This window comes from Pseudomonas sp. B414, assembly GCF_055408445.1.
Map to the genome: position 1 here is coordinate 1 of NZ_JBUZTQ010000048.1, position 26,376 is coordinate 26,376.

Below are 26,376 nucleotides of genomic sequence, written 5' to 3' on the forward strand. Positions count from 1 at the left end.
CGATGGCATCACTTCGGTTCGCCTGACAGACCACAGCGCCTGGATCGCTGGCAAGCCAGCTCCCACAAGGCTCGGGCAAACCTGGGATATTTGTATCCAAAACCATCGCTGGCCAACCAGCTTCCACACTGACAGTGCAAATCCTGTGGGAGCTGGCTTGCCAGCGATTGGGGCGACTCCCACAGGTTTTGCTTGCCGGGCTCATTATGTGGGAGCGAGCCTGCTCGCGATGGCATCACTTCGGTTCGCCTGACAGACCACAGCGCCTGGATCGCTGGCAAGCCAGCTCCCACAAGGCTCGGGCAAACCTGGGATATTTGTATCCAGAACCATCGCTGACCAACCAGCTTCCACACTGACAGTGCAAATCCTGTGGGTGCTGGCTTGCCAGCGATTGGGGCGACTCCCGCAGGTTTTGCGCTGCTCACAAAATCAGGACCTTGCCGGGCTCATTATGTGGGAGCGAGCCTGCTCGCGATGGCATCACTTCGGTTCGCCTGACAGACCACAGGCGCCAGCATCGCTGGCAAGCCAGCTCCCACAAGGCTCGGGCAAACCTGGGATATTTGTATCCAGAACCATCGCTGGCCAACCAGCTTCCACACTGACAGTGCAAATCCTGTGGGTGCTGGCTTGCCAGCGATTGGGGCGACTCCCACAGGTTTTGCGCTGCTCACAAAATCAGGACCTTGCCGGGCTCATTATGTGGGAGCGAGCCTGCTCGCGATGGCATCACTTCGGTTAGCCTGACAGACCACAGGCGCCTGCATCGCTGGCAAGCCAGCTCCCACAAGGCTCGGGCAAACCTGGGATATTTGTATCCAGAACCATCGCTGACCAACCAGCTTCCACACTGACAGTGCAAATCCTGTGGGTGCTGGCTTGCCAGCGATTGGGGCGACTCCCGCAGGTTTTGCGCTGCTCACATAATCAGGACCTTGCCGGGCTCATTATGTGGGAGCGAGCCTGCTCGCGATGGCATCACTTCGGTTCGCCTGACAGACCACAGGCGCCTGCATCGCTGGCAAGCCAGCTCCCACAAGGCTCGGGCAAACCTGGGATATTTGTATCCAGAACCATCGCTGACCAACCAGCTTCCACACTGACAGTGCAAATCCTGTGGGAGCTGGCTTGCCAGCGATTGGGGCGACTCCCGCAGGTTTTGCGCTGCTCACAAAATCAGGACCTTGCCGGGCTCATTATGTGGGAGCGAGCCTGCTCGCGATGGCATCACTTCGGTTCGCCTGACAGACCACAGGCGCCTGCATCGCTGGCAAGCCAGCTCCCACAAGGCTCGGGCAAACCTGGGATATTTGTATCCAGAACCATCGCTGGCAAGCCAGCTTCCACACTGACAGTGCAAATCCTGTGGGAGCCGGCTCGCCAGCGATTGGGGCGACTGAGCCTCAGAGCCAAATCGCATCCCATAAAGGATAGTCCCCCACCCGCGCTGCCAGCCCAGCCCGCAAGGGGTTGGCTATCACATAACGCGCCAGGTTTTTCAGATCTTCTTCGCGACGCAGTGCACGATCATGAAAACCCTGTTGCCAGCACCTGCCCGTTCTACCCGTCACGCGGTTAATGGCCCGGGCACTCAGCGATTTTGTGCGCCTCATAATGTCTTGAAGCGATCCGTTTTGCAGTTCCACCAACCAATGAAAATGGTCAGGCATCACAACCCAGGCAAGGGATTTGGCTGCGCCTTGGGCCTGCTCACGACGCAATTGCTGGACCACTAGTCGACCAATCCGCCAGTCTGCAAACAGCGGCACTCGATTCAAGGTATTGGCGGTCAAAAGGTAGATACGCTCAGGCTGGGAAAAACGACCGCGTCTTAAACGGCTGGAGGCAGGATTTGTGGCCATAAGGACTGACTCATAATAGATAGCCCCAAAGATTAGTTATGGCCGGTTGGAGAAGCCTGGAAGGCTGTTGACTGAATATGTCATGACCACAACACATCGCTGGCAAGCCAGCCCCCACAATGACAGTGCAAATCCGGTGGGGGGCTTGCCAGCGATCGGCTAAAACGTGTACTTGCCGTTAAACGACAGATAATCCCTGTCCGCCATGGTCCGCCCCTGGGCAATATCCGCCGAACTCAAGTAAGCCACATACGTCAGCCCCAACTGGAAGTTGCCCAGGTACTTGAAATCGCCGCCCAGGGTCAGACGCTTCTCGGCACGGCCCAGCCCCGAATAGGCGCTGCCATCGATGTTCTGGGTCCAGGTGGCCTTGGTGGTCAAATCCCAGCCGTTGAACACGTTGGGATGATCGAAGTAGGCACCAATTCCCAACAGGCTCGAACCACGGGTCTGGCCGTCATACACATACTTGTTGAACGTGCCATCCGTGCCCGTCCCGCCACCGGTAATGGTCAGATCATCCACGCCCTGAATGCGCTGGTGCACCACTTCAGTCATCAAGGTGGTCTGTTGCGCCATAAAGGTCGGGCCGATCATGTATACCGCGTTCAAGTTACCCTGCCACACCTGACCTCGGGCCGGCGCACCATTGCTCAGGTACACCGCCGCACCATCGCGATAACTCAGGTCACCGGCAAACTGCACAGAATCCCCGACCTTGGTGGTGAAGCTCATGCCGGTCAGTTTGATATTGTCAAAATAACCCAGCTGGTAGCTCGGGCCGTTGCCGCTGCCACCCGCCTTGCCCAGCGAGGAATAGTGGGTCTGCCCGGTAAAGTCGAAAAACAGCGCCGGCACACGGTCGTGGTAGCGGTAATGGAACAGGCCGATTTCGGTGTTTTGCGTCAACCGGTAGCGGGTACCCAGGCCCCACTCGCCACTGTCACCCGGTTTGACCGAGCCACCGTAGCCAACAGCAGCTGCGTTGGGCAGATTGTCGACAATGCCTGGAGCAAGGCGAAAGAATTCCGCACCGGGGCCAAAGGTGTCACTGCCAAAGTAGTCGCCCACCGGATTGAGCTGGGTTTCTTCCCATTTGTATTGGTAGAAGCCGAGCAAGGCCAGATCCTCGTTGACCGACCAGGAACCCGAAAGCTGCCCGACCGGCAAATACGCATCCTTGGCTTCGGTACCGGGCACGTTGAATTTGGTCGAGTCCACCGGTGCCTGACCCTGGCTGATATTGGGCCAGAACAGGCTCTCGCCCCAGGCTACCAGGTGCCGCCCGGCCTTAAGCGACAGGTACTGATCATCATTGACGGTGAAGTCGCCATACACATAGGCATCCAGCAACCGCGCCTTGCTGCCGCTGAGTTTGCGCGTGTCACGGCTGAAGTCGTTGTAGCGCCCGGTCTTGTTCACCGTGTCCGGTGAGTCGTTGTCATTGCGCTGATGATAAACCTCATCATAGAAATGACTGCCGCGCATCACCGCACCGAGGTTTTCGTGTTTGAGCATCAACTCGCCAAATACGCTGACCCGGTTGTTGATCAACGAGCCGCGCTTGAAGTTGCGCGTGGCATCGTCGTAGTTGATGTTGTTGAGGTATTCGTGATCCGGCTTTTCGGTACGCATCGAAGCCGTGTAGTTGACCGTCAGCGATGAATCCAGGGTGGTGTTTTCACCCAGTTCGATGGTCGGCGCCGCCAGCGCCAGACCGCTTAACCCGGTGAGTAAGCCGGCTCCCATAAATCCTGTGCATTGCTTGAACATGCCTTGCTCCTTTTTATTGTTGTTTTTGCCCCACCCAGCCGCCTGCGCACAGGCCATAGCCTGTGGCAGATCAGCAGGTGGAGTCGGGGCTTATTTGCCGGCGCGACGGGCCGCTTCGGGGCCAAAGTCGCCCGGAGCAAAACCGCCTTTGTTCAGCACATAGCCGTTGCGTTGCTCATTGATCAGGTTGAAGGCCAGGTAGCTGCCGGCATTGAGGTCGTGGTACAGGCCGACACCGGCCTGCCAGGTCTGGGTTTCGGGGGCGTAGAAGTAGTTGACCATCGAAGTGCGCCACAGCTCGCCACGGTTGTCGTAGTTGTCGCCCATGATCGGGAACCAGCTGTCTTCGTCGATATACATCGTGCGCTTGCCGTACAGGTGACGGTTGCCGGGCTTGAGCACGCCTTCAAGCACCCATACGCGGTGCAGTTCGTAGCGCATGTTGTCGGGGTTGATATGACCCGGGGTCAGCATGCTGGCGTACTTTAGATCGTTACCGTGCAGGCGCGCGGTGTTGTAGGGGATATACAGTTCTTTTTTACCGACGATATTCCAGTTATAGCGCTGGGCCGAGCCGTTGAAGATGCGTACTTCGTCAACGGTAATGGAGCCACCGGAGCCCGGAAACGCCATGTCAAAACCGTACCCCGGGGACTGGCGCACGCGGCGGGTGCCAGGGTCGTAGCGCCAGCTCTGGCGCGGCTCGGCCCTGTCGTTCCAGTATTCGGTGCCAGTGTTGATTTCGCCCTTGTCGCGCTGCGGCAGCAGGGTTTCGTTGAGATAGAACGAGGAGTTGCCGGTGGTGTCGCCAATCTTGCCCGGCTCCAGCCCCGGCGCCATGTTGCGCGAGTGCACGCGGCCCCAGTTGATATTGCCGTCCTTAAGCACATAGGCGTTGTCCGAGGTGTACTCCTCGGTCCAGGCGCGCACGGTAAACAACGAGGCATTTTTCAGCAGTTCGATCCCGTTTTGCGGGATCGGAAAGGCTACCCCGCCGGTACGGGCCACCACGCCTTCGCCGTCATCGACCAGCTTGGCCACCGCGGCGTTTTCCAGGGTGGCCTTGCACACCGTATCGGAGAAACGAAAGTCGCGGTGTGAAGGGTAAACCGGCATGCGAAAGCTCTGCGGGTAGAGCTTGAACAGGGCTTTCTGCCCCTCGGATAGATGCCCGTCGTACTGGCTCAGGTTTTGCGCGGTAATCACGAACAGCGGCTTTTCGTTGGGGTACGGATCGATGGGGTGCTTGCCCGTACCTTCGAACTTCATCCCCGGCGGCGCGCCCAGCCATTGCCCGGAAAATGCCGGGATGGTACCGGCAGCATTGCCTTCCTTCTGCGCGCCTACGCAGGTCAGATCCTTGCCCAGCCGGGCGATCTGATCCGCGGGAGCCTGGGCCAGGGTCAGGCCGCTATAACCGTGCAAAACCAGAGCGACTGACAGCCAGCCGCCCATGTGTGTGATACGTCGCATGGAGTTCTCCTTTTTATTAGTCATGCCAATGCTCGCGATAGCATCGCCGCGTAAAAAGTCGGACCGAGTTGCCCGCATCGCGAGCAAGCCCGCTCCCACCTAGGTCTTCGCAGCCTCAGCAACCGTGAATGCCTTTAGCTCATTGCCTGGCTGATGTTTGTTCACCAGCGGTTTGCCCAGGTTGAACCAGGCGGCCAGCGCAGGAAGCAGGAAGATCGCCCCCAATACGTTGACCAGAAACATAAAGGCCAGCAGTACGCCCATATCGGCCTGGAACTTGAGCGGCGCAAAGACCCAGGTGCATACCCCCAGGGACATGGTGACAGCGGTAAATACCGCCGCCGTACCGCGCTGGCACATAGCACGGTAGAAGGCTTCGCGCAGGTTTTGCCCTTCGGCCATTTCATGCTCGATGCGCTCGTACAGGTAGATCCCGTAGTCCACCCCTACGCCCACACCCAATGCCATCACCGGCAAGGTCGCCACCTTGAGGCCAATGCCCAGCAACGCCATCAGCGCATTGCACAGCACCGCAACAATCGCCAGCGGCACCAGGATGCACAGCACGGCACGCACTGAGCGGAAGGTCAGCAGGCAGAACAGCGCTACCGAAAAGAACAACGCCGCCAGCATCACCACCTCGGCATGCTTGACCGCTTCGTTGGACGCCGCCATGACGCCGATATTGCCCCCGGCCAGCTTGAACTCCACCCCTGGCACCTGAATCCCCGCGATGATGCGTTTGGCCTCGGCCAGGACATGGGCCACAGTGGCGCCTTCGTGATCGCTCAAAAACACCAGGATCTGCATCTGTTGGCAGCCATCGGTTACCAGCCCCGAGTCCGGTGAATAGGCATAAGCGCCCTGCTGCAAGCCCTGGGCAGAACCGGGAATCGCCGCCCAGCGCGGGTTGCCCTCGTTGTTACCGGCAATCACCTGCTTGCCCATGCCCGCCACACTTTGTACCGACTGCACACCGGGCACTTCGCGCATCTTGAAATCGAAAGTTTCCACCGCCCGCATAACGGTCGGGTCCAGGCAGGCTTCGCTGCGATCGGCAATGGTCAGGAACACCGAGAGCACATCCAGGCCAATGGCGTAACTGCTGATGATTTTCTGGTTGTCCTGGTTGTAGCGCGACTCGGCACGCAATTCCGGTGCCCCGGAACCGATATCGCCAGTGGCCAGCTCCCGCGCTTTGATTGCACCCACTGCCAGCAGCAACAGGCTCAGGGCAAACACCCACAGTGCTGGCCCCGGCGTGGCCAGCGCCGACAGGCGCCACCACAGCGGGTGACGGTTGCTGGCAACCCGCGCCTGGGCCGTCAGCAAGCGCGGCTCAAGGCGCAGGTGAGCAATGATCAGCGGCAGCATGATTTTGTTGGTGATGATCATCAGCATCACGCCGATACAGGCCGTAACCCCCAGTTCGTGAACGATGGGGATATCGATCAGCATGATCACCCCGAAACCCAGGGCGTTCATCAGCAGGGCCAAGGCACCGGGGATAAAGATCTTGCTGAACGCGGTCTTGGCCGCAGTGACTGAATCACTGCCCGCCAGCACTTCCTGCTTCCAGGCGTTGGTCATTTGCACGGCGTGGGACACGCCGATGGAGAAGATCAGAAATGGCACCAGGATCGACATTGGATCAATCCCCAGCCCCAGCAACGGCAACAGACCGAGCAGCCACACCACCGGCAGCAGGGCGACCAACAGCGCCACCAGAGTCAGGCGCAGCGAACGCGAATAAAGCCACAGCAGCGCACCGGTAATCAGGAAGGCGATGGCGAAAAAGCCCATCACCGTATTCAGCCCTTCCACCACATCGCCCACCAGCTTGGCAAAACCGACGATATTGATTTCGATATCGGCGCTGGCGTATTTGCTGCGGATATCTTCCAGGCGCTGGGCGATTTGCACATAGCTCACCGGTTGCCCGGTCTTGGGATCGATGTCCTGCAAGTCGGCGCGCACCATGGCGGACTTCAGGTCATTGGCCAACAGCCGGCCGATCTGCCCGGAGCGGGCGGCATTGCTGCGTACCTGCTGCAAGTCTTGTGCAGTGCCAGCGTATTGCGGTGGCACCACCAGGTCACCGACATAACCGTCTTCGGTGATTTCGATATAGCGCACGTTAGGGGTAAACAGCGAAGTCACGCTGGGGCGGCTGACCCCGGAGATATAGAACACATCATCGGTGACCTGTTGCAGGGTCTGCAGGAACTCGGGGTTGTAGATATCCCCCTCGCCCTTCCAGTGCACGCTGACCAGCAGGCGATTAGCACCGGTGAAGATACGGCTGAAGTCGAGAAAGTTAAGCATGTAGGCATGACGCACCGGGATCTGTTTATTGAAACCGGGGTCCAGGCGAACCTGGGTGGCGCTGTAGCCAAGGGCCAGGGTCACCAGCAGGAAAAAGCCGAGCAGGACTTTGCGCCGGGCCATCAACTGCTCGGCGCAGCTGTTTACAAAGCGCTGCATGGGCGTGAGCTTGAGGGCGCTGGCCATTAGCAGCCACCCACATACACAGCAGATGAAAAGACCATAGCGCCCATGCCGGCATTCCCTCGCACACTTGTTAGAAGTGATTGCGATAATCAAACGGCCCCGAACCTGGAACATCGTCCATAAGGCTTAGGCTGTTTGAGGGAGTGCGCAGGGCAGGTCGTGAACAAGTCTCGTAGCAGTTGCCGCAGGAACGAGGCTGCGCAGCAGTCGTAAAACCACTCAACCCGGGCATTTCAGATAGACCGCGTTTACCGGGTTTACGGCTGCTGCGCAGCCGAACGTAGCCTCGTTCTACTCGTCAACGGCTACAGAGGGGCTCACTCTTTGCTGGCCTTGAACGTCAGCTCGCCCTTGGGCCATTTGGCCGCTTTGGCGGTGACCGCCTTGAGGGTCTTGGTCAGGCCTTCCAGGAGCTGGTCATGGGCGGCGAAGATCAGCATCACGGTCTGGCCTTCCTTGAATACGATGCCTTCACCCAGCGGGGAACTGACATAGGCGTAATCACCAATGCCGTAGATAGTCATTTTGATATCGCGGAATTTTATTTCGAGCTTGCCACCTTCACGGCTGGGCAAGACTGCAGCGCGAAAGTAGTCGCCCACCTTGAGCCCAAGACCTGGCTTGTCATCTACCACCAACGCTGCTTCGGTATCGATTTCAGCGATGTAAATACCTTCTGCGTTCTGCTCCGTCATGTACACAAAACGGGACTGGAACAGTTTGACCAAACGTGCCCGCAAATCCCCCAGAACAAACAACGCATGCATTTCCAGATTGCTGACTGCCAACGATAAACCCTCGAAAATTTGAAGTGGAGCTGCCAGAACAAATGACAGGCAGCAGAAAAAAGGCCACGGCCCACTTATTTTAAAAACCGGGTACAACAAAATCTCCTGACTGCTTGAGTCAGGAGTGGCATGTGGCATCAAGACTAAAAAATACAACCGGAGCACCATTCTACCGGCTCATACCCAAAGTTGGGTATACACATCCACTACTCTGTCATGTATTGCACGATTTTTTTGTCATTGGAGCCCGCTGCAACAGGGCTTTCGTCGTTATCTGCGCCGCTGGCGGCCAACAACTGCCATACTGGCCGAAAAATCAGCCTGGCCCATGCCGCCGGGTTGTCCGGCTTCATTACCTCGAAGGGAAAGCGACACGTGACGGAATTTGATATTGGCGAATTTTTTATCCGCGGCGAGTCCAAAGAAGTCGACGGCGAGTTTCAGGCCGTGATTGTAATGCGGGCCAAGCCACCGTTGAAAACCGTGACTTACCATCAGGTCGAGAAAGACCGCTGGTTCAAGACCGCGGAACAGGCTGAGATTGCCGCCAAGGGTTCAGCACAGGAATTGAAGCTCGCCGTGGACGCAGGCGCCCTGAACGCTTCTTGAAACTCACCCCCCCATCAAGCACGCTGAGCCCGAACCTGCATTGCGCAAGCGTTGGCGCTTAGCTGCGCCAACCAGGCAGCGCGACACTCTTCAGCTTCCAGGCGGCTGGAGAACGCCGTACCGCGCTGCTCACCGTTGACCAGGACAACCCAGCAGACCTTCTGCCCCAGGGCGCGCAAACCCGTTGGCACACCACTGCCGATCATTACGGCAACATCAACCCGATTGGACATGATGGCTACTCCACCTATTTAGTTAGTCACCTAACGATGTCGGCCATCTTAAAGAGTTAAGGTCAGTGGAAAAAGCTATGCCCTGCATAGCTGCATTGCATCAGCGGTAACAATGCCTGCCTCAAGCCGGTGGTTTCTGATCGAACACCGAGCGCCCGCCCTCTTGCGGGATATTGAAAAACGCCTTGTCCAGCACCCCAAGCCCCTCCCCCACATTGGCATTGAAGTTGGCCGAATGATGGATATAGCGCTGGCGCAGCAAGCGTTCCTGGCCAGGGGTCAGCTTTATGGCATTTTTGCCCAGTTGCTCCTGCAATCTTGCTGCGATTGGCCGCAGTTCGGCTGGCAAGGTGTCTTGCTCATCGCCCAGAGCGGCAAACGGTACCCCGTGCTCACTGGCCAGGGCATGCATGATGCGCAAGTACACCTTTGACAGATGACCGCGTATGCGCCGCTGCATAAATACGCCGGCCTGGACCCGCTTCATCGGCTCCTGGCGGTTGCCAGCCTTATGCTCCTCGGTGCGCACCTGCACAAAATCGTCCGCTGCTTGCGGGTCGATCAGGTCCTCGGCTTGCCAGGCCAACAGTTGCGCCTGGGTCAGCTTCCAGGCCTGGGTCAGCCTGATGGGTGTGGACGGGCTGACGAGATTGGTCTGCCAACGGCTCAGTTGCACCTGTTCCTGCATGTCCAGCGGGTAACCGCCGCCCAGGTCGGCATGTGCGCCAGGCAAGGCAATATCCAGCGGCCATTGGGGGGCAATACGGGTCAGGGCAAAATTGCGCCGGTACTCGTCCCGTGCGCACAGTTGCACCACCTGTTGCGCGCAATCAGGCGCCAGGTACAGGTTGAGCCCCGGATTAATGTCATCCCCCACATCCCCCAGATCCTGTAGACCGCCCATTGCCGCAACCGTATCGAACAGGCCGACAAACTCGATATTGCACTTGAAGTCCGGCGCCAGAGCGTGCTGTTGCTGATAGGGAGTGGCACGTATCAGATTGACAAAATGCCGGGCCGCGGCCGCACCGCGACTGAACCCGAACAGGTCCAGCTGCAAACGGCTCAAGGAGTGAGGGGGCAGCATTTTTAAAAATTGCCCCAGGCACTGACTCAGCTTCAGTTGCGCCTCATCGGCCTTGCCCAGCACCCCGGTGCCCCCGCGACCATAGCTCAGGCCCGGGAACGCGGTATCGTGCGCACCTGTGGAGGTACCGATGCCGCCAATATAGAGCGAGGTCACGGCCTGGCCGTGGCTGAAGGTGGTCTGTACGGGGTAATGCCGGTGCAGCCGGGCGATATTGGTCGGGACGCCGGCATAACTGCTGTCGGGGTCGACCTTCAAGCCTTGCGCCTGACGCTCCTGCCCCAACTGGCTATTGAACTGGTTATTGGCCGTGCCATCGAAAAAAATACCGACACGCAATACGTGCCCCGTATTGCTTGAGTGACTCATGACGCTGACCCTCTATTGATTCAGCTACGCGTAAAAACGCCGGGCCAAATATAAGGGGACACAACCGCAACACTCAGCTCAACGTCTTGATTAAATATTAGCGGGGTTTACCACTGGCTGTATGGCCGCAGTACGAATAACTGCACAGCCCGGCAAGCTGCCGGAACCGCAGGACGCGGCTCCGGCAAGGTCAGGCGCTTAGGCTTGACGCTGATGCTTGTCGATTTGCTCGTGACGCTCTTGAGCTTCGATGCAGTACTTGGTGGTCGGGCTGATCAGCAGGCGCTTGAGGCCGATTGCATCGCCACTGTCATCACACCAGCCGAAGCTGTCGTCCTTGATGCGTTCCAGAGCCTGCTCCAGTTGAGGCAGCATGCGCTGGTCGCGGTCGATGGCGTTCACCAGCCAGGTGCGCTCTTCTTCTACCGAAGCGGCGTCCGCCGGGTCGGCCGGAGTGTCCAGGCTCTCGATCGCGATACGGTTCTGCTCGATACGCTCGTGGGTTTCGACCTTCATGTTCTGCAACAGCTCGCTGAAAAAAGCATGTTGCTCGGCATTCATGTAGTCATCCGCCGGCATGGCCAGCAACTTATCCTTTGTCATTGATTTCTCTATAAAAAATACGTGCATTAAGGCGAATTAGGGAGCGTCCTGACCGATCTTCATCCCAACCAGTTAGGTGCCATCTATTTCAAGCGCCACCCGGCACTCAATTTACGAGGGGCGGCAGTCTAAGGCCGAGTTATCGACTCAGCAACTGAAATGACAGCTATTTGTCCAGCAAAACCTGGAAAGTGACGAAAAACGTGTTTAACAGGGGCTAATGGAGTGCGTTTATAGCAAGAAATTCAATGTTCCGGCTGAAAATGCACACTCCACGGGGCAAAAGCCTGTCGCAAGACCAGGGCTTAGCGGTCAAGGTAGTCGAGGATGGCTGCCAGGCTGCTGACAGGCGGCGCGCCTTCAATCATCTCAGCGGGCTGGCACCACGGATACGGCAGAGCCTGCAGCCAGTCCATGACCGGCTCCAGTTCCTGCGCCGGGCAAGCCTGCATCTGTTCGATGGTGATACACAGATGTTCTGCCAGCCCGGACTGCGCGGCAAAGCGCCAGCGATAGTCACCGCAGCCGATACGCAACTCACCTGTTTCCTTGACTGACATACCCACCAGCCATTTGCAGTAATGTGTACCACTCCCCGCCCCGGGGGGATCGCCGAGGCAGAAGGTATAAACGTTTTCATAGGTCTGGCCAAAGCGGCGCACCAACACATCCGCGATACCCGCCCGACCGCGGACATGCGGGGGAAACGAAATCACCCCTGAGCGCACAACCATTTCAAGGTTTGCATCGACCGTGAAGGATTGACGCAACAGGTCTGGCCGGTTGCCATCCTTGGCAAGAATGTAGTGCTCAATCGAGCGGGCAGTGGTCGGCATTGTCGATAGATCCTGAAAGTCGGAGTTTATGGGTGCGCACACTGGCAAGCTGCACCAGGGCGCCAAGCAACGCCACTGCGCCGGCCGCGATCGCCAGCGTCCAATTGGGCAGGTGCAACAGTAATAGAAAACCACCGGCGCCGGCGCCCAATGCGCTGCCCAGGTAAAGCGCGGATTCGTTCAAGGCAACAGCCAGATTGCCATCACCGTTGCGCTCGCGCGCCGAGATCAGCTCATTGTTTTGCGGAACCTGCAGGGCCCAGCCTACGCAACCCCACAGGGCAATGGCAATCATCGCCAGCCAGGGCGATAGCGCCGCAGCCACTGGCAGCGCCAATAATGCAACTGACAGCACCAGCATGATGCCCAATGTCAGCACAGGCCCCTCGATGCGCTCAACCAGCGGGGCAACCAGAAAACTGCCAGCCACCCCACCAAGGCCCCATACCCAAAGATAAGGGGTCACGCTATCGACGCCACCGAACACGGGGTCAGTCATAAGCGGGGCAATAAAGGTGTACATCCCCAGGCTGGACACCGCTGCCAATAGCGAGACCAGCAGGATACTCAGCACCTGCCGGTTCTTCAGCAGCAGGCGCTTGCTGCCCACAACCAACTGCGGCGCAGCAGGCAATGGCGCCAGGTTGATCAGCAGCCCCAACCATGCGCCAGCACCCAGCAAGGCAATCAGCCACAGAGCGGCCTGCCAGCCTGACTGCTCGGCAAGCAGCAAACTCAAAGGCACACCCAGCACGGTGCCGCTGGCCATTGCAGTCATGATCATGGCAATCCCCCGGCCACGCCGGTCAGGCGCGCAGACCGCGGCACAGGCCGTGATTGCGGTTGCCAGATAAACCCCCGCCCCCAGCCCGGCCAATGCCCGACACACCAGCAGGGCGGTAAAATCGTCAACGACAGCACTGGCCACATTGGCCAACACGAAGGTCGCCAGGGCAGACAACAGCCCGAGCCTTTGGCGCTGCGCCGGCAGGAGCGCTACGCATACCGGCGAGCCGATGCCATAGGCCAAAGCAAACACCGTAACCAGTTGCGCCGCCACGGCCACCGGCACGTTAAAGGCCTGCTCAATCATCGGTACCAGCCCGGCCGTGACAAAGGACGCCATGCCCAATGCAAAAGCGCCAAGGGCAATCCAGTAAACCGCCAGGGGTGTTGTCCTTTGCATCAAAATCTCCCTAAGCCAAATCAGGGCGGTGCATCAATTGCACTGCCCTTGGCGCGGCGGATTCTTTAGCAGGCCAGTAATTGTTACAATATCTCCATTTATACTATTACAAAGAGCAACCGGGTAATGGCAAGGACACTCGAACGCAGCCGAAACGAGCTGGCTGCATTTTTGCGCAGCCGTCGTGAGCGCATTTCACCCGAGCAGGCCGGTTTACCCAGTGGCGGGCGCAGGCGAACGCCAGGGCTGCGGCGCGAGGAGGTAGCCGCCCTGGCGGGCGTCGGCCTCACCTGGTACACCTGGCTTGAGCAAGGCCGCGATATCGGGGTTTCCCCTGCCTTCCTCGACAGCCTGTGCCGCGTGCTGAAACTTGACGCCATGGAGCGCCGGCACCTTTACCTGCTTACCTACCAGCGTGCCCCGGCAGAACAGGCACAAACATGGTGCGTGGTACCAAAGGTCATCCATCGCTTGATGGCAGACATGCCATTGCGCCCGGCCTATGTGCTGAATCTGCGCTGGGATGTCCTTGCCTGGAACCCGGCCGCTGACAAAATCTTCCCGTTCGCAAACACCCCCGCCCCCCGGCGCAACCTGCTGTGGATGCTGTTTACTGATGAGAGAATGCGTTCACTGCTGTGCACCTGGGAGCAACAAGCGATCCAAATGCTCAGCAGTTTTCGCAGGGACTTTGCCCAGGTTTCAGCACAAAGCGATGTTGCCGAACTGGTGCGCGATCTTGAGAAAGTCAGTTCCGAGTTCAAACACTGGTGGAACCGGCAAGATATTCACGGCCCCTGCCAAGGCATCAGGCATCTGGATATTCCCGGGTTTGGAAATATCTCGTTTGAACACACCACCTTGACGATTGATGCCGACAGGCACTTGCATCTGGTGTATTACGCCCCCTGCCTGAACGACCCCGCTCACGTCAGCTTTGAACAATGGCTCGCAGCCCCGCTCCGACAGCAGGTTGACGCGGACTGAACGCAGCCTGAGGTGTGCGTAGACGGTTGATGTTTAAACTATTGCAATTTTTAAACGCCGAGATAGTTTGAGTCAGAATTTACAACAGAAAGAGCGCGCTTATATCCAAGTTTTTGCGTGAATTTACTGACTCAAATTACTCACTATCCATATTGAACTGTCCTACGATTTTATCCGTAAATCTTATCTGCCGCTGCGCATTAACTGACAGTACCTAGCTGTTTTGGCACTTTACAATCACTGCCGCAAATCCTGGATCCTGAGCCGAGTAAATGAGCGATGTGTCACCGCTTGTATCGGCATACCCGGCGTTGGCAACACGCCCCTATGCATCCATCCATACCCTTCAAATATGGAGCGCAACGTGATGAGTAATACCTTGATTGCCAATGCCGGCACCAGCCCGCAGCCAACGCCCTGTATCCAGCCGCCAGGCGCTACCTGTGCACTGCAGCTGGGCAAACTGATGAAGCTGCGCGATGCACTGATCGCATTGAAGGGCCCGCTGGCCAGTAGCCCCGAAGCACGCAGCTATATACAGCGGCGGCTGTTGAACGACGAGGTCTATGACCGGGTATTGGGTAAGTTGGCTGACGAACAGACCATCAACTGCAAGCTTTAAACTGCATTAAAAATGCAGTTAACCAGCATTATTATGCATTTGCTGATTGCTTCATCAAGGTGCAGACTGCGCAGGTTCCTCCCCCAAATGAAGGGACATTTTCAAGGGCTTGCCGGTAAACCCGCCAGGCCTTTTTTTTACCTGCCCGTTGCCCAACACCGGATATACCTGACCATGCAAACCCGCTGGATCAGCCGCCTTTTGCCTGCGGCTACGAACACCCGTCCCACCGAATGGAGCCGCGCCGCCATTGGCGTATCATTTGGCACGCTGTTCAGTGTGTGGATCTGCAGCCTGTTTTTCGGCCTGCCGGTGGCCATGCACCTGATTGGCCCATTGGGGGCCTCGGCCATTTTGCTGTTTGCCGTGTCCTCAGGAGCACTGGCGCAGCCCTGGTCGATTGTCGGCGGTTACCTGTGCGCCACTGTGGTGTCGCTGGGGGTGGTGTACTGCTTCGGTCGCAGCCTGGACAGCGCCTGCCTGGCCGTGGGCGTCGCCCTGCTGTGTATGTGCCTGCTGCGCTGCCTGCACCCGCCTGCCGGTGCGCTGGCGCTGCTGGTGGTACTGGCCGACCCGGACAGCGCCAGCCTGGGCTGGGGCATGCTCGCACCGGTAATGCTCAGCGCGGTGTGCATGCTGCTTGCGGCGCTGGCCTATAACAACCTGACCCGGGTGCGTTATCCGAAAAAAGCCGCCGAGCCGAACCCGACCGTGGTCACCGGGCAGGCCCCTGCCGATCCGGGCATCACCGCCGAAGACTTGCACAACGCATTGCAGCAAATGGACGCATTTATCGACGTGACTCCTGAAGACCTGGAAGAACTGATCCGTGCCAGTGAACAACATGCGCGCCGTCGCAGCATCGGCGAAGTGTTCACCCGTACTGGCTGAGCCGCACGCCGGGGGCGTTTCGATAAGCGCCCAACTCCTGCTAGGGTTACCTGTGTAACCCGGGCGGGAGATGTTTAACTACTTGCTTGCCCAGTGTCCGTCATCCGACAGTCTGCAAGGCGCGCAATGCTCAAAACCATTGAATCAGAGATATCCAAACAAGCAGCGCCACCTGCCTTGCAAGCTGAATTCGCGCAACATGATTTCGAGAAACTGCGTAATTTTTGCCGCCTGACCTACATCACCAGTATTGGCATCTGGTTGCTGTTCAACCTGATTGTCAGCTTCAAGGGCGACCAGGGGTTTACCGCCCTGTCGCTATTGTTTATCAGCGTGATGGCGGTGCTCACCATTGTTCTGGGCTTTGTGCGCAATTACCGGCATTTCGACGTACTTAACCTGATTTTTGTCGCATTCATAACCCTGGGCCTGCGCCTGGTGATCTTTGGCCTGCCCGCAGAAACACAGCCCATCTGGCTGGCACTGGCCAGTTCGAGCATCCTTTACAGCGCCTCGGTCTTGCCGCTGAGTCGCTGGGCATTTCTGGGTGTTGTTGCCATCACCTGCCTGCTGCTTAATCCTTTTCTGATGACTCAAGCCTCGATCATGGACCTGCGCGGCCTGCTGATCCTGTGCTACTTCACCTTTTTGTGCAGCCTGACGATCTACAGTTTTTTCAAGTTGCGCCGGATCAAGTTGCACAACTACATCATGTCCAAGCGGCTGGCGGTTCAAGCGTATGTCGATGCCCTGACCGAGATCCCCAACCGGCGCTCCTTTATGCTCCATGCGGGTCTGATATTGGCGGCCAGGCCGCGCGAGCGTGACCACTACCTGGCGATGATCGACATCGACAACTTCAAGAAGGTCAACGACCGCTACGGCCATGATATTGGTGATGAAGTGCTTAAGCGCACTGCCGCCAGCATCAAGGCGGTAATGGCCGGGCATGAGTTTGCGCGCTTGGGTGGCGAGGAGTTTGCCGTGTACCTGGCCGGGGTGCGGCGCAGTGACGTCGAGGCGCTGATGGGCAGCCTGTGCCGCCGGGTGCGTGAAGACCCTGATGAGCATCCGGTGACCGTGAGCATTGGCCTGGCCCGGGTGGGCGATGAGGACACCCTGAACCAGGCCCTGGCCCATGCCGACAAGGCGCTGTATGAGTCCAAGCATGGGGGCAAGGACAGGTTTACGTTTTATTTGTGAAAGGGCGCGAGGGATGGTTTAGATCAAAAGCCCCTCACCCTAGCCCTCTCCCGGAGGGAGAGGAAACTGACCGAGTTGATGCAGGATTCAACTCAATACCGCCAGACTGCAGAGATTCTGCAATATCCCCCGATCGGGCCCCCTCTCCCTCCGGGAGAGGGTTGGGGTGAGGGGCTCTTGGTCAGTCGTTCAACTCAGTCTTGCCATCCCACCCGCCACCCAGCGCCGCAATCAATTGCACGCTGGCAATCAACCGGCTTTGCAGCAAGTTGAGCACACTGCGCTCGGTACTCAGCGCAGTGGTTTGCACCGACACCACATCGAGATAGGCAATCAGCCCGGCCTTGTACTGGTTGGTCGTCAGGCGCAATGACTCGCGGGCCGACTCCAGCGCCTGCTCCTGAACCACCGATTCATCACCCAATACCTTCAACTGCACCATGTAGTTTTCCACTTCACGCAAACCGTCGAGCACGGTCTGGCGATACTTGGCCACAGTCTGGTCATACAGGGCTTCGTTGCGGTCGACTTCGGCCGAGCGCTGACCACCATCGAACAGCGGCAGGGAGATTTTCGGCCCCACTGACCAGAAACGGTTCGGTACGCTGATCCAGTCCTGGTACTGGCTGCTGCTGTATCCGCCCGACAGGCTCAGACTGAAATCCGGGTAATAAGCCGCCTTGGCCACGCCAATATTGGCGTTGGCGGCAATCACCGAACGCTCCGCCGAGGCAATATCCGGGCGCCGCTCCAGCAGTTGCGACGGCAGGCTGACCGGGACTTGCGGCAACTTCGGCACATCCTTGATCTCAGCCAGATTGAACCCCGACGGAGCCTGTCCGGTCAGCACCGCAATGGCGTTTTCAAACTGCGCCCGCTGCCAGATCAAATCGATCAGACTGGCCTGGGTATTGCGCAACTGGGTTTGCGCCTGGGCCACCGCATCCTTGCCGGAGATCCCCGCGCGATACTGGTTTTCACTCATTTTCAACGAGCGCTGATAAGCCTCCACCGTGGCTTCGAGCAAGCGCTTCTGCTCATCGATAACCCGCAGTTGCAGGTAGTTCTGCACCAGTTCCGACTGCTGGCTCAAACGCATCGCGGCAAGGTCGGCCAGGCTGGCTTCGGCGCTCGCCTCGTTGGCTTCCAGGCCACGACGCAACTTGCCCCACACATCGGCTTCCCAACTCACCCCCACCTGGGCATTCAAGGTGTCACGGATGCCGCTGCTGGAGCTGGTCAAGCTTGAGTTGGAGCTGCCGGTGCCCTGGCTGGAGCGGGTTTTGCCCACGCTCAGGTCAGCACTGGGCAAAAACGCCGCCCGCGCATTACGCACCAACGCCTGGGCCTGACGGAACTGGGCTTCGGACTGCGCAATGGTCTGGTTGGAGCTGTTGAGCTTTTCCACCAACCCGTTGAGCTGCTGGTCACCATACAGCTCCCACCAGGCACCCCGAGCCAGGGAGTCGCTCGGGTTGGCCTGGGTCCAGCCAGCCGCCTCTTTGTACTCAAGGGGCGCCGATGTTTGCGGGCGCTGGTAGTCCGGGCCAATCGCACAGGCACTGAGCAACACAGCGGACAGCACCAGACTCAACCGAGCCAGGGGCCAGCGGCGGGAGGACAACGCCGGTGCAAGGGTAAGCAAACGAGAGGTCATAGCGGAGTTTCCAGAGCAGCATCAGTACGCACGCCGCGCCACTTGTTGAAGCGATGGCGCAAACGGTCGAGATAGAGGTAAACCACCGGAGTGGTGTAAAGGGTCAGGATCTGGCTGAAGATCAGCCCGCCGATAATGGTCAGGCCCAGCGGCTGGCGCATTTCCGCGCCCTCTGCCGTGCTCAGCATCAGAGGCAAGGCGCCGAGGATGGCTGCCAGAGTGGTCATCAGGATCGGCCTTAAACGCTGCAGGCACGCGCTGCGGATCGACTCTTGCGGGTCCATGCCCGAATGACGTTCCAGTTGCAGCGCCAGATCGATCATCAAAATGGCGTTTTTCTTCACTACACCAATCAGCAGGAACAACCCGAGCAGCGAGATCAGGCTGAACTCGCCCCCCGTCAGGTAGATGCTCAGCAATGCACCCACCCCGGCCGATGGCAAGGTCGAGAGAATGGTCAGCGGGTGGATGTAGCTCTCATAGAGAATCCCCAATACCAGATACACCGCCACCAGCGCCCCCAGAATCATAAATGGCTGGCTTTTTTGCGTGGCGGCAAAGGCATCACCGGTACCGGCCATTTTCACAATCACTTCTTCGGGCAAACCGAGTTTGGCGATGGCCCGCTCAATGGCCGCCGTGCCCTGCTCCAGCGAAACACCCGGGGCCATATCGAAGGCAATGCTCTCCGAGGCGAACTGACCCTCGTGGGATACACGGTCGTTCTGCAGACTGTTTTCGTAGTGGGCAATGGCCGACAACGGAATGCGCTGGCCATCGGCAGTAATGACCTGCACCTGATTCAGGGTTTCGGGGTCCTGGGCGTATTTGGGGTTGACCTCCATCACCACCTGATACTGGTTCAGGCTGTCGTAAATGGTGGAAATCTGCCGCTGGCTATAGGCGTTGTTGAGCACGGCGGTAACCATGTCCATATCCACCCCCAGGCGTTTCGCCTGGTCGCGGTCTACCACCAGCGTCACCTGTTGCGCGCCACGCCCTTCACGGGCATCGATGGCCGTCAGTTCCGGCAACGCCTTGAGCGCGGCCACCACTTTCGGATACCAGGTGCGCAGTTCACCGAGATCGCCACTTTGCAGGATGTAGGAGTATTGCGAGCTGGTCTGATCTCGCCCGCCACCAAACTGCAAATCCTGGTCGGCCATCAGCATCAGACGGCCACCTGGCACTTTGGGCATGTTTTCGCGCAGGCGTTCGATGACCTTTTGCGCAGAAATATTGCGCTCGGAAATCGGCTTGAGGCGCACAATCATAAAGGCGTTGTTGGTGCCGCCGTTACCACCGATAAAACCGGCCACGCTCTCGACCGCCGGGTCGGCCAGCACTGCCTTGCGGAAGATTTCCATCTTCGGCTGCATCACGCTGAACGACAGGCCATCGTCACCACGGACAAAACCGATCAATTGCCCGGTGTCCTGTTGCGGCATAAAGGTCTTGGGCACCACCACATACAACGCAACGTTGACGCCAATGGTCAGCAGCAGGCTGAACAGAGTCAGGCGCTTGTGCCGCAGCACCCAGTCCAGGCTGCGGGCATAGCCCCTGACCATGCGCTCGTTAAGGCGGATGCTCCAGCGCTGCATGGCGTTTTCCGTGCCCGGCACATGGGGTTTGAGCCAGCGCGCGCAGAGCATCGGGGTGAGGGTCAGGGACACCACCAGCGACACCACGATCGAGGCCGCCAGGGTGATGGAAAACTCGCGGAACAGGCTTTCGACAATCCCGCCCATAAACAGGATAGAGAGGAACACCGCCACCAGCGACACGTTCATCGAGAGCAGGGTAAAACCGACTTCCTTGGCTCCCAGATAGGCGGCTTTGATCGGTGCGATACCGGCGTCGATATGCCGCGAGATGTTCTCCAGCACCACGATGGCATCGTCGACCACCAGCCCGGTGACCAATATCAGCGCCATCAGCGACAGGTTGTTCAGCGAAAATCCGTACAGGTACATGATCGCAAAGGTACCCACCAATGAAACCGGTACCGCCAGCGTCGGGATCAGCGAAGCGCGAAAATTGCCAAGAAACAGGAACACCACCAGGATCACCAACGCCACGGCAATCAGCAGGGTCATTTCGGCTTCGTGCAAGGTGGCCTTGATCACCGGCGAACGGTCCATCGCCACGTTCAATTGCACACTGGCTGGCAACACCGCTTGCAGGGCCGGCAACTGGGCCTTGATGGCATTTACGGTTTCAATGATATTGGCCCCGGCCTGGCGGTTGACCACCAGCAGCACCGCCGCATCGTTATTGAAAAAACCACTGTTGTAGCGGTCCTCAACGCTGTCCTTGACCTTGGCCACATGACTCAGGCGCAGGGCCGCACCATCCTGGTAACGGATGATCAGCGGCTCGTAGTCCTTGGCCTTTTCCAACTGGTCGTTGGCCTGGATCTGCCAATTGCGCTCACCGTCAGACACCGCGCCCTTGGGCCGACGTACGTTGGCATTGGCGATGGTGTTGCGCACGTCATCCAGCGATACGCCGTACTGGTTGAGCAGCTGCGGCTCCAGCTCGATACGTACCGCGGGCAGCGAACTACCGCCAATCTGTACTTCACCCACTCCCGGCACCTGGGACAGGCTTTGCGAGAGGATGGTCGAGGCCAGGTCATAGAGCTGGCCCTTGGACAACACCTCGGAGGTCAGCGACAGCACCATGATCGGCGCTTGCGAGGGATTGATCTTTTTGTAGGTGGGCATGCTTTTCATGCCGCTGGGCAGCAGGTTGCGCGAAGCATTGATCGCCGCCTGCACTTCCCGCGCCGCACCGTTGATATCGCGGTCCTGATCGAACTGCAAGATCACCCGGGTCGAGCCCTGGCTGGAATTGCTGCTCATGGTGTTGACCCCGGCAATCGCACCGAAGGCCCGCTCCAGCGGCGTGGCCACGGTGGAGGCCATCACCTCGGGGCTGGCCCCGGGCAAGTTGGCCGACACCACAATCACCGGAAAGTCCATTTGCGGCAGCGGCGACACCGGCAGCAAACCAAAGCTCACTCCGCCCAGCAGCATGATGGCCAGGCTCAGCAGCATGGTGGCTACCGGGCGACGGATAAACGGGCCAGACAGATTCATACCGACGCCTGCTCAGCCTGGGCAGGATCACCGCGCCAGCGGCGACCCAAACGATCGAAGTACAGGTAAATCACCGGTGTGGTAAACAGGGTCAATACCTGGCTCACCAGCAAGCCACCGACCATCACCAGACCCAGTGGCTGACGCAATTCGGCACCGGAGCCGGTGGCCAGCATCAAGGGCACGGCACCGAACAGCGCCGCCAGGGTGGTCATCAGGATCGGCCGGAAACGTAACAGCGCCGCCTGGTAGATCGCCTGCTCGGGCGCCATGCCCTGATTGCGCTCGGCGTCGAGGGCAAAGTCGATCATCATGATGGCGTTCTTTTTGACGATACCGATCAGCAGGATGATGCCGATAATCGCGATCATGCCCAGGTCGTTACCGCTGAGGATCAGCGCCAGCAAGGCGCCGACCGCCGCTGACGGCAGGGTCGAGAGGATGGTGATCGGGTGGATATAGCTCTCATAGAGCACACCGAGCACGATATACATGGTCACCACTGCCGCCAGAATCAGCAGCAAGGTGCTCGACAGCGACGCCTGGAACGCCTGCGCGGCGCCCTGGAATTCGGTCTTGACCCCCACCGGCATGCCGATGTCTTTCTGCACCTGATCGATCAGCTCCACCGCTTGCCCCAGCGCAACGCCGGGGGCCAGGTTGAACGAGACCATTACCGAAGGAAACTGGCCGATATGGGAAATGGCCAGTTGTGCCTGACGCTCTTCGATCCGCGCCAGACTCGACAGCCGTACCTGGCCGCCATCGGTGGTTTTTACATGGATCTGGTCGAGGGCCTGCGGGCCGATTTTTTCGCCGTCCTTGGCCTGCAAGACCACGCGGTACTGGCTGGCCTGGGTGTAGATGGTAGAGATCTGCCGCTGGCCAAAGGCGTCGTACAACGCATCGGTGATATTGGCCACCGACACGCCAAGGCGCGAGGCTGCATCACGGTCGATTACCAGATACACCTGCAGGCCTTTGTCTTGCAGGTCGCTGGCAACATCGGCCAGTTCCGGTTGATTGGACAGCGCGGTGACCAGTTTCTGGCTCCAGGTGCTGAGCATTTCGGCATCCGGTGAAGACAGGCTGAACTGGTACTGGGTACGGCTGACACGGTCTTCGATGGTCAGGTCCTGCACCGGCTGCATAAACAGGCGAATGCCCGCCAGTTTGTCCAGTTGCGGTTGCAGCCGTGCAATCACCTCAGTGGCACTGTCGCTGCGCTCACTGTGAGGCTTGAGGTTGATCAGCATGCGCCCGCTGTTAAGCGTCGGGTTGTCGCCATCCACACCAATATAGGAGGACAGGCTTTCAACATCCGGGTCTTGCAGGATGATCTTGCCCAGCTCCTGCTGACGCAGGCTCATGGCGCTGAAGGAAATCGACTGCGGCGCTTCGGAAATGCCCTGGATCACCCCGGTATCCTGTACCGGGAAGAAGCCCTTGGGCACCACCATATACAGGAACACGGTCAACCCAAGCGTGCCAATGGCCACCAGCAGGGTCAGCGGCTGATGCTTGAGCACCCACTGCAACATGCGCCCGTACTCGGCGATCATCCAGTCAATAAACGCACCACTGGCGCGGTAGAAACGCCCCTGCTCTTCGGGCTTGGGTTCGGCCTTGAGCAGGCGCGCGCACATCATCGGCGTGAGGGTCAGCGAGACCACCAGGGAAATCAGGATCGCCACTGCCAGGGTGATGGCAAATTCACGGAACAGGCGTCCCACTACATCGGCCATAAACAGCAGCGGGATCAATACCGCAATCAACGACAGGGTCAGCGAGATCAGGGTAAAGCCGATCTGTTTCGCGCCCTTGAGCGCCGCCTGCATCGGGCTGTCGCCTTCCTCGATATAGCGCGAGATGTTCTCCAGCATGACGATGGCGTCATCCACCACAAAACCGGTGGCAATGGTCAGGGCCATCAAGGTCAGGTTGTTGATCGAGAAACCCGCCAGGTACATCACGCCAAAGGTGCCCACCAATGACAGCGGCACGGCAATCGACGGAATGATGGTGGCACTGGCCCGGCGCAGAAACAGGAACGTCACCATCACCACCAGGGCAATGGCGATCAGCAATTCGTGCTGCACATCACGCACCGAGGCGCGGATGGTTTGCGTGCGATCAGTCAGGACCGTGACATCGATACCCGCAGGCAGGTTGTCGGTGATGCTCGGCAGCAGCGCCTTGATCCGGTCTACCACCTCAATCACATTGGCCCCGGGCTGGCGCTGGATATTGAGCAGCACCGCCTGGTTTTCGTTGGCCCAGGCAGCGAGACGTTCGTTCTCGGCACCGTCGACAATCTCGGCCACGTCCTTGAGTCGCAATGGCGCGCCGTTGTTGTAGGCGAGGATCAGCTCGGCGTATTCCTCGGGGGTTTTCAGCTGGTCGTTGGCGTCCAGCATCGACACCCGGGTCGGGCCGTCGAAGTTGCCCTTGGGCTGGTTGACGTTGGACGCGCCGATCAGGGTGCGCACATCGGCCAGGTTCAGACCATTGGCGGCCAAGGCTTCAGGGTTGACCTTGATCCGTACTGCCTGGCGTTGACCGCCGGCAATGCTGACCATGCCGACGCCGCTGATCTGGGCGATCTTTTGCGCCATGCGCGTATCGACCAGATCATTGAGCTTGGGCAACTGCATGGTTTTCGAGCTGATGGCCAGGGTCAGCACCGGGGTATCGGCCGGGTTGACCTTGTTGTACACCGGCGGTGCCGGCAAATCCTTGGGCAGCAGGTTGCTGGCAGCGTTGATCGCAGCCTGCACCTGTTGCTCGGCGACATCCATATTGATATCGAGGTTAAAGCGCAGGGTCAGCACCGAGGCGCCACCGGAACTGGTCGAGGCCATTTGCGTCAGGCCCGGCATTTGCCCGAACTGACGCTCAAGTGGCGCAGTCACGGCGCTGGTCATGACATCCGGGCTGGCTCCGGGGTACAGCGTCATGACACGGATGGTCGGGTAGTCAACCTGGGGCAGGGCCGATACCGGCAGCAAGCGATAGGCGATGATCCCGGACAACACAATGGCCAGCATGCACAGCGTGGTTGCGACCGGGCGCAGGATAAACAGCCGCGACAGATTCATTCGCGGGCCTTGGTCTTGGCGGTGTCAGCGGCTGGGGCAGTATCGGCATCAGCGCCGCCATCGAGCAGTTGCCCGGCAGCGGTTTCCGGCACCTGGGCACTGTCATTGACCACTTCCACCGCACCACCGTCACGCAGACGGTCGGTGCCTTCGAGCACCACACGATCACCCGCTACCAGGCCTTCTTCAATCACGGTCAGGTCGCCATCGGTGGCGCCCACTTTGATGCTGCGAATCTTGACCTTGTTGTCACCGTCCATGGCATACACGAACGAGCCATTGGTGCCGTACTGGATCGCTGCAGTCGGGGCCAGCACCACGTTTTTCAGGGTGTCGGCCAACAGGCGTACATTGACGAACTGGTTGGGGAACAGCGCCTGATCGCGGTTCTCGAACAGCGCCTTGAATTTCAGAGTGCCGGTGGTGATATCGATCTGATTGTCGATGCTGCTCAACACGCCGACTGCCAGCTCTTTGGTGTCGCCACGGTTCCAGGCCTGCACCGGCATTTTCGCGCCACTGCGATAGCGCTCCAGCACCAGGGCCAGGTTGGTCTCGGGCAAGGTGAAGCTGACCACGATCGGCTCGGTCTGGGTGATCACCACCAGAGCGGTGGTGTCGTTGGCTGCCACCAGGTTACCGACGTCCAGTTGGCGCAAGCCCACACGGCCGCTGATCGGGGCGCGGATTTTGGTGAAATCCAGGTTCAGCTTGGCATCGTTGACCGCCGCCTGATTGGTCTTGACCGTGCCCAGATATTGGCTGACCAGTGCTTCGGCAGTGTCGAGGGTCTGTTTGGCGATACTGTCTTCGGCGTACAGGCCGCGGTAACGCTGAACATCGACCTGGGCGTTTTTCAGTTGGGCCTGATTCTGCAGCAATGTGCCTTCAGCTTGCAGCAACGCATTCTGGTAGCTGCGCGGGTCGATTTCAGCCAGCAGTTCGCCGGCTTTGACCATCTGCCCTTCCTTGAAGTAGACCTTGACCAACTCCCCCGCCACACGGCTGCGCACATTGATGGTGTTAAGCGCAGTCACAGTGCCCAGCGCCTTGAAGTACACCGGGAAATCACCTTGGGTCACTTCCGACACCCGAACCGGCACTGGCTGGGTCGAGCCGCCAAAGCCCGGGCGCATCATCCCGGAACGACCGGCGTGCCCGGCAGGCTGCTCGGCCACGGCCTTTTTCGAGGTCGACGGCCATAACCACCAGCACAGGCCAAGGACGATCAGCAAGACCAGCAGGCCAAACAGCCAGAAACGGGATTTGTGGGAAACAGAGGATTGCATGGAGTGATCAACCATTAGCGCGAGCAATAATTTTCAGGAAGTCGAACGATAAGCAGTGCAGACCGTTATGAAAAGGTTCTTTACCGGCTATTTACGTTATAGGGGTGAGATGAGCGAAAGATGACAGGCTTTACACCGAATATGTGAGAGCGGCGGTGCGACGATTCGACTTGCTCGCGATGCAGGCAACAA

Annotated in this window: 19 protein-coding genes; 5 read left to right on the top strand and 14 right to left on the bottom strand. The window is 58.9% G+C overall.

Annotated features, from left to right (window positions below; all coding sequences use genetic code 11):
• Nucleotides 1-1,406: 1,406 nt before the first annotated feature.
• From ACZRMH_RS23905 to ACZRMH_RS23925, 5 genes are all read right to left on the bottom strand, one after another.
• A complete protein-coding gene (locus tag ACZRMH_RS23905) occupies nucleotides 1,407-1,865 on the bottom strand; it encodes an REP-associated tyrosine transposase (RefSeq protein WP_464015575.1) in 459 nt (152 codons plus the stop codon).
• Between the two features lie 159 nt (nucleotides 1,866-2,024).
• Nucleotides 2,025-3,638, bottom strand: a complete 1,614-nt coding sequence (locus tag ACZRMH_RS23910) for a DUF1302 domain-containing protein (RefSeq protein ID WP_464015576.1) — start codon at nucleotides 3,636-3,638, stop codon at nucleotides 2,025-2,027.
• Nucleotides 3,639-3,728: 90 nt separating this feature from the next.
• Nucleotides 3,729-5,111, bottom strand: a complete 1,383-nt coding sequence (locus ACZRMH_RS23915; RefSeq protein ID WP_464015577.1) for a DUF1329 domain-containing protein — start codon at nucleotides 5,109-5,111, stop codon at nucleotides 3,729-3,731.
• A 99-nt stretch (nucleotides 5,112-5,210) separates the two neighbouring features.
• Entirely contained in the window at nucleotides 5,211-7,595 is a 2,385-nt protein-coding gene (locus tag ACZRMH_RS23920; RefSeq protein WP_464015597.1) for an efflux RND transporter permease subunit, read from the bottom strand.
• Nucleotides 7,596-7,939: 344 nt separating this feature from the next.
• A complete protein-coding gene (locus tag ACZRMH_RS23925) occupies nucleotides 7,940-8,410 on the bottom strand; it encodes a hypothetical protein (protein WP_464015578.1) in 471 nt (156 codons plus the stop codon).
• Nucleotides 8,411-8,785: 375 nt separating this feature from the next.
• On the opposite strand from ACZRMH_RS23925, the gene ACZRMH_RS23930 reads away from it, so the two are divergent.
• Nucleotides 8,786-9,019, top strand: coding sequence for a hypothetical protein (locus ACZRMH_RS23930; protein ID WP_095028290.1), 234 nt, complete (start codon nucleotides 8,786-8,788; stop codon nucleotides 9,017-9,019).
• A gap of 14 nt (nucleotides 9,020-9,033) precedes the next feature.
• On the opposite strand, the gene ACZRMH_RS23935 is transcribed toward ACZRMH_RS23930, so the two are convergent.
• The 5 genes from ACZRMH_RS23935 to ACZRMH_RS23955 form a co-directional block, all read right to left on the bottom strand.
• The gene (locus tag ACZRMH_RS23935; protein ID WP_464015579.1) at nucleotides 9,034-9,252 is read right to left on the bottom strand and encodes a hypothetical protein; all 219 of its coding nucleotides are present in this window, start codon (nucleotides 9,250-9,252) and stop codon (nucleotides 9,034-9,036) included.
• 121 nt (nucleotides 9,253-9,373) lie between these two features.
• Nucleotides 9,374-10,708 carry a phospholipase effector Tle1 domain-containing protein gene (locus ACZRMH_RS23940; RefSeq protein WP_464015580.1) on the bottom strand — a complete coding sequence of 445 codons (1,335 nt, stop codon included), beginning with the start codon at nucleotides 10,706-10,708 and terminating at the stop codon, nucleotides 9,374-9,376.
• Between the two features lie 198 nt (nucleotides 10,709-10,906).
• On the bottom strand, nucleotides 10,907-11,311 hold the full coding sequence (locus ACZRMH_RS23945) for a TraR/DksA family transcriptional regulator (RefSeq protein ID WP_016780464.1): 405 nt from the start codon (nucleotides 11,309-11,311) through the stop codon (nucleotides 10,907-10,909).
• A gap of 305 nt (nucleotides 11,312-11,616) precedes the next feature.
• On the bottom strand, nucleotides 11,617-12,147 hold the full coding sequence (locus ACZRMH_RS23950) for a hypothetical protein (protein ID WP_464015581.1): 531 nt from the start codon (nucleotides 12,145-12,147) through the stop codon (nucleotides 11,617-11,619).
• Complete coding sequence (locus ACZRMH_RS23955) at nucleotides 12,122-13,333, bottom strand: MFS transporter (protein ID WP_464015582.1); 1,212 nt, start codon at nucleotides 13,331-13,333, stop codon at nucleotides 12,122-12,124. Before ACZRMH_RS23955 ends, ACZRMH_RS23950 begins: the two co-directional genes overlap by 26 nt.
• A gap of 126 nt (nucleotides 13,334-13,459) precedes the next feature.
• On the opposite strand from ACZRMH_RS23955, the gene ACZRMH_RS23960 reads away from it, so the two are divergent.
• The 4 genes from ACZRMH_RS23960 (at nucleotide 13,460) to ACZRMH_RS23975 (ending at nucleotide 17,036) form a co-directional block, all read left to right on the top strand.
• Nucleotides 13,460-14,320 (top strand): helix-turn-helix transcriptional regulator, encoded by an 861-nt coding sequence (locus ACZRMH_RS23960; RefSeq protein WP_464015583.1) that lies wholly within the window; start codon nucleotides 13,460-13,462, stop codon nucleotides 14,318-14,320.
• A gap of 364 nt (nucleotides 14,321-14,684) precedes the next feature.
• The gene (locus ACZRMH_RS23965) at nucleotides 14,685-14,942 is read left to right on the top strand and encodes a hypothetical protein (protein ID WP_464015584.1); all 258 of its coding nucleotides are present in this window, start codon (nucleotides 14,685-14,687) and stop codon (nucleotides 14,940-14,942) included.
• A gap of 174 nt (nucleotides 14,943-15,116) precedes the next feature.
• Nucleotides 15,117-15,833, top strand: a complete 717-nt coding sequence (locus tag ACZRMH_RS23970; protein ID WP_464015585.1) for an HPP family protein — start codon at nucleotides 15,117-15,119, stop codon at nucleotides 15,831-15,833.
• Nucleotides 15,834-15,959: 126 nt separating this feature from the next.
• On the top strand, nucleotides 15,960-17,036 hold the full coding sequence (locus ACZRMH_RS23975; protein WP_464015586.1) for a GGDEF domain-containing protein: 1,077 nt from the start codon (nucleotides 15,960-15,962) through the stop codon (nucleotides 17,034-17,036).
• A 181-nt stretch (nucleotides 17,037-17,217) separates the two neighbouring features.
• On the opposite strand, the gene ACZRMH_RS23980 is transcribed toward ACZRMH_RS23975, so the two are convergent.
• The 4 genes from ACZRMH_RS23980 to ACZRMH_RS23995 are packed head-to-tail and all read right to left on the bottom strand — an operon-like array spanning nucleotide 17,218 to nucleotide 26,199.
• The gene (locus ACZRMH_RS23980; protein WP_464015587.1) at nucleotides 17,218-18,693 is read right to left on the bottom strand and encodes an efflux transporter outer membrane subunit; all 1,476 of its coding nucleotides are present in this window, start codon (nucleotides 18,691-18,693) and stop codon (nucleotides 17,218-17,220) included.
• A complete protein-coding gene (locus ACZRMH_RS23985) occupies nucleotides 18,690-21,797 on the bottom strand; it encodes an efflux RND transporter permease subunit (RefSeq protein WP_464015588.1) in 3,108 nt (1,035 codons plus the stop codon). Before ACZRMH_RS23985 ends, ACZRMH_RS23980 begins: the two co-directional genes overlap by 4 nt.
• The gene (locus ACZRMH_RS23990; RefSeq protein ID WP_464015589.1) at nucleotides 21,794-24,895 is read right to left on the bottom strand and encodes an MdtB/MuxB family multidrug efflux RND transporter permease subunit; all 3,102 of its coding nucleotides are present in this window, start codon (nucleotides 24,893-24,895) and stop codon (nucleotides 21,794-21,796) included. Before ACZRMH_RS23990 ends, ACZRMH_RS23985 begins: the two co-directional genes overlap by 4 nt.
• Nucleotides 24,892-26,199, bottom strand: coding sequence for an MdtA/MuxA family multidrug efflux RND transporter periplasmic adaptor subunit (locus tag ACZRMH_RS23995; protein WP_464015590.1), 1,308 nt, complete (start codon nucleotides 26,197-26,199; stop codon nucleotides 24,892-24,894). The genes ACZRMH_RS23990 and ACZRMH_RS23995 overlap by 4 nt, the downstream gene beginning before the upstream one ends.
• Between the last annotated feature and the right edge of the window lie 177 nt (nucleotides 26,200-26,376).

Bases quoted from the DNA above. Each gene is read 5' to 3' on its own strand.
- ACZRMH_RS23915 (WP_464015577.1), bottom strand. From the start codon at position 5,111: ATGCGACGTATCACACACATGGGCGGCTGGCTGTCAGTCGCTCTGGTT.
- ACZRMH_RS23975 (WP_464015586.1), top strand. From the start codon at position 15,960: ATGCTCAAAACCATTGAATCAGAGATATCCAAACAAGCAGCGCCACCT.
- ACZRMH_RS23970 (WP_464015585.1), top strand. From the start codon at position 15,117: ATGCAAACCCGCTGGATCAGCCGCCTTTTGCCTGCGGCTACGAACACC.
- ACZRMH_RS23985 (WP_464015588.1), bottom strand. From the start codon at position 21,797: ATGAATCTGTCTGGCCCGTTTATCCGTCGCCCGGTAGCCACCATGCTG.
- ACZRMH_RS23920 (WP_464015597.1), bottom strand. From the start codon at position 7,595: ATGCAGCGCTTTGTAAACAGCTGCGCCGAGCAGTTGATGGCCCGGCGC.
- ACZRMH_RS23980 (WP_464015587.1), bottom strand. From the start codon at position 18,693: ATGACCTCTCGTTTGCTTACCCTTGCACCGGCGTTGTCCTCCCGCCGC.
- ACZRMH_RS23960 (WP_464015583.1), top strand. From the start codon at position 13,460: ATGGCAAGGACACTCGAACGCAGCCGAAACGAGCTGGCTGCATTTTTG.
- ACZRMH_RS23955 (WP_464015582.1), bottom strand. From the start codon at position 13,333: ATGCAAAGGACAACACCCCTGGCGGTTTACTGGATTGCCCTTGGCGCT.
- ACZRMH_RS23995 (WP_464015590.1), bottom strand. From the start codon at position 26,199: ATGGTTGATCACTCCATGCAATCCTCTGTTTCCCACAAATCCCGTTTC.
- ACZRMH_RS23905 (WP_464015575.1), bottom strand. From the start codon at position 1,865: ATGGCCACAAATCCTGCCTCCAGCCGTTTAAGACGCGGTCGTTTTTCC.
- ACZRMH_RS23940 (WP_464015580.1), bottom strand. From the start codon at position 10,708: ATGAGTCACTCAAGCAATACGGGGCACGTATTGCGTGTCGGTATTTTT.
- ACZRMH_RS23910 (WP_464015576.1), bottom strand. From the start codon at position 3,638: ATGTTCAAGCAATGCACAGGATTTATGGGAGCCGGCTTACTCACCGGG.
- ACZRMH_RS23990 (WP_464015589.1), bottom strand. From the start codon at position 24,895: ATGAATCTGTCGCGGCTGTTTATCCTGCGCCCGGTCGCAACCACGCTG.
- ACZRMH_RS23950 (WP_464015581.1), bottom strand. From the start codon at position 12,147: ATGCCGACCACTGCCCGCTCGATTGAGCACTACATTCTTGCCAAGGAT.
- ACZRMH_RS23935 (WP_464015579.1), bottom strand. From the start codon at position 9,252: ATGTCCAATCGGGTTGATGTTGCCGTAATGATCGGCAGTGGTGTGCCA.
- ACZRMH_RS23945 (WP_016780464.1), bottom strand. From the start codon at position 11,311: ATGACAAAGGATAAGTTGCTGGCCATGCCGGCGGATGACTACATGAAT.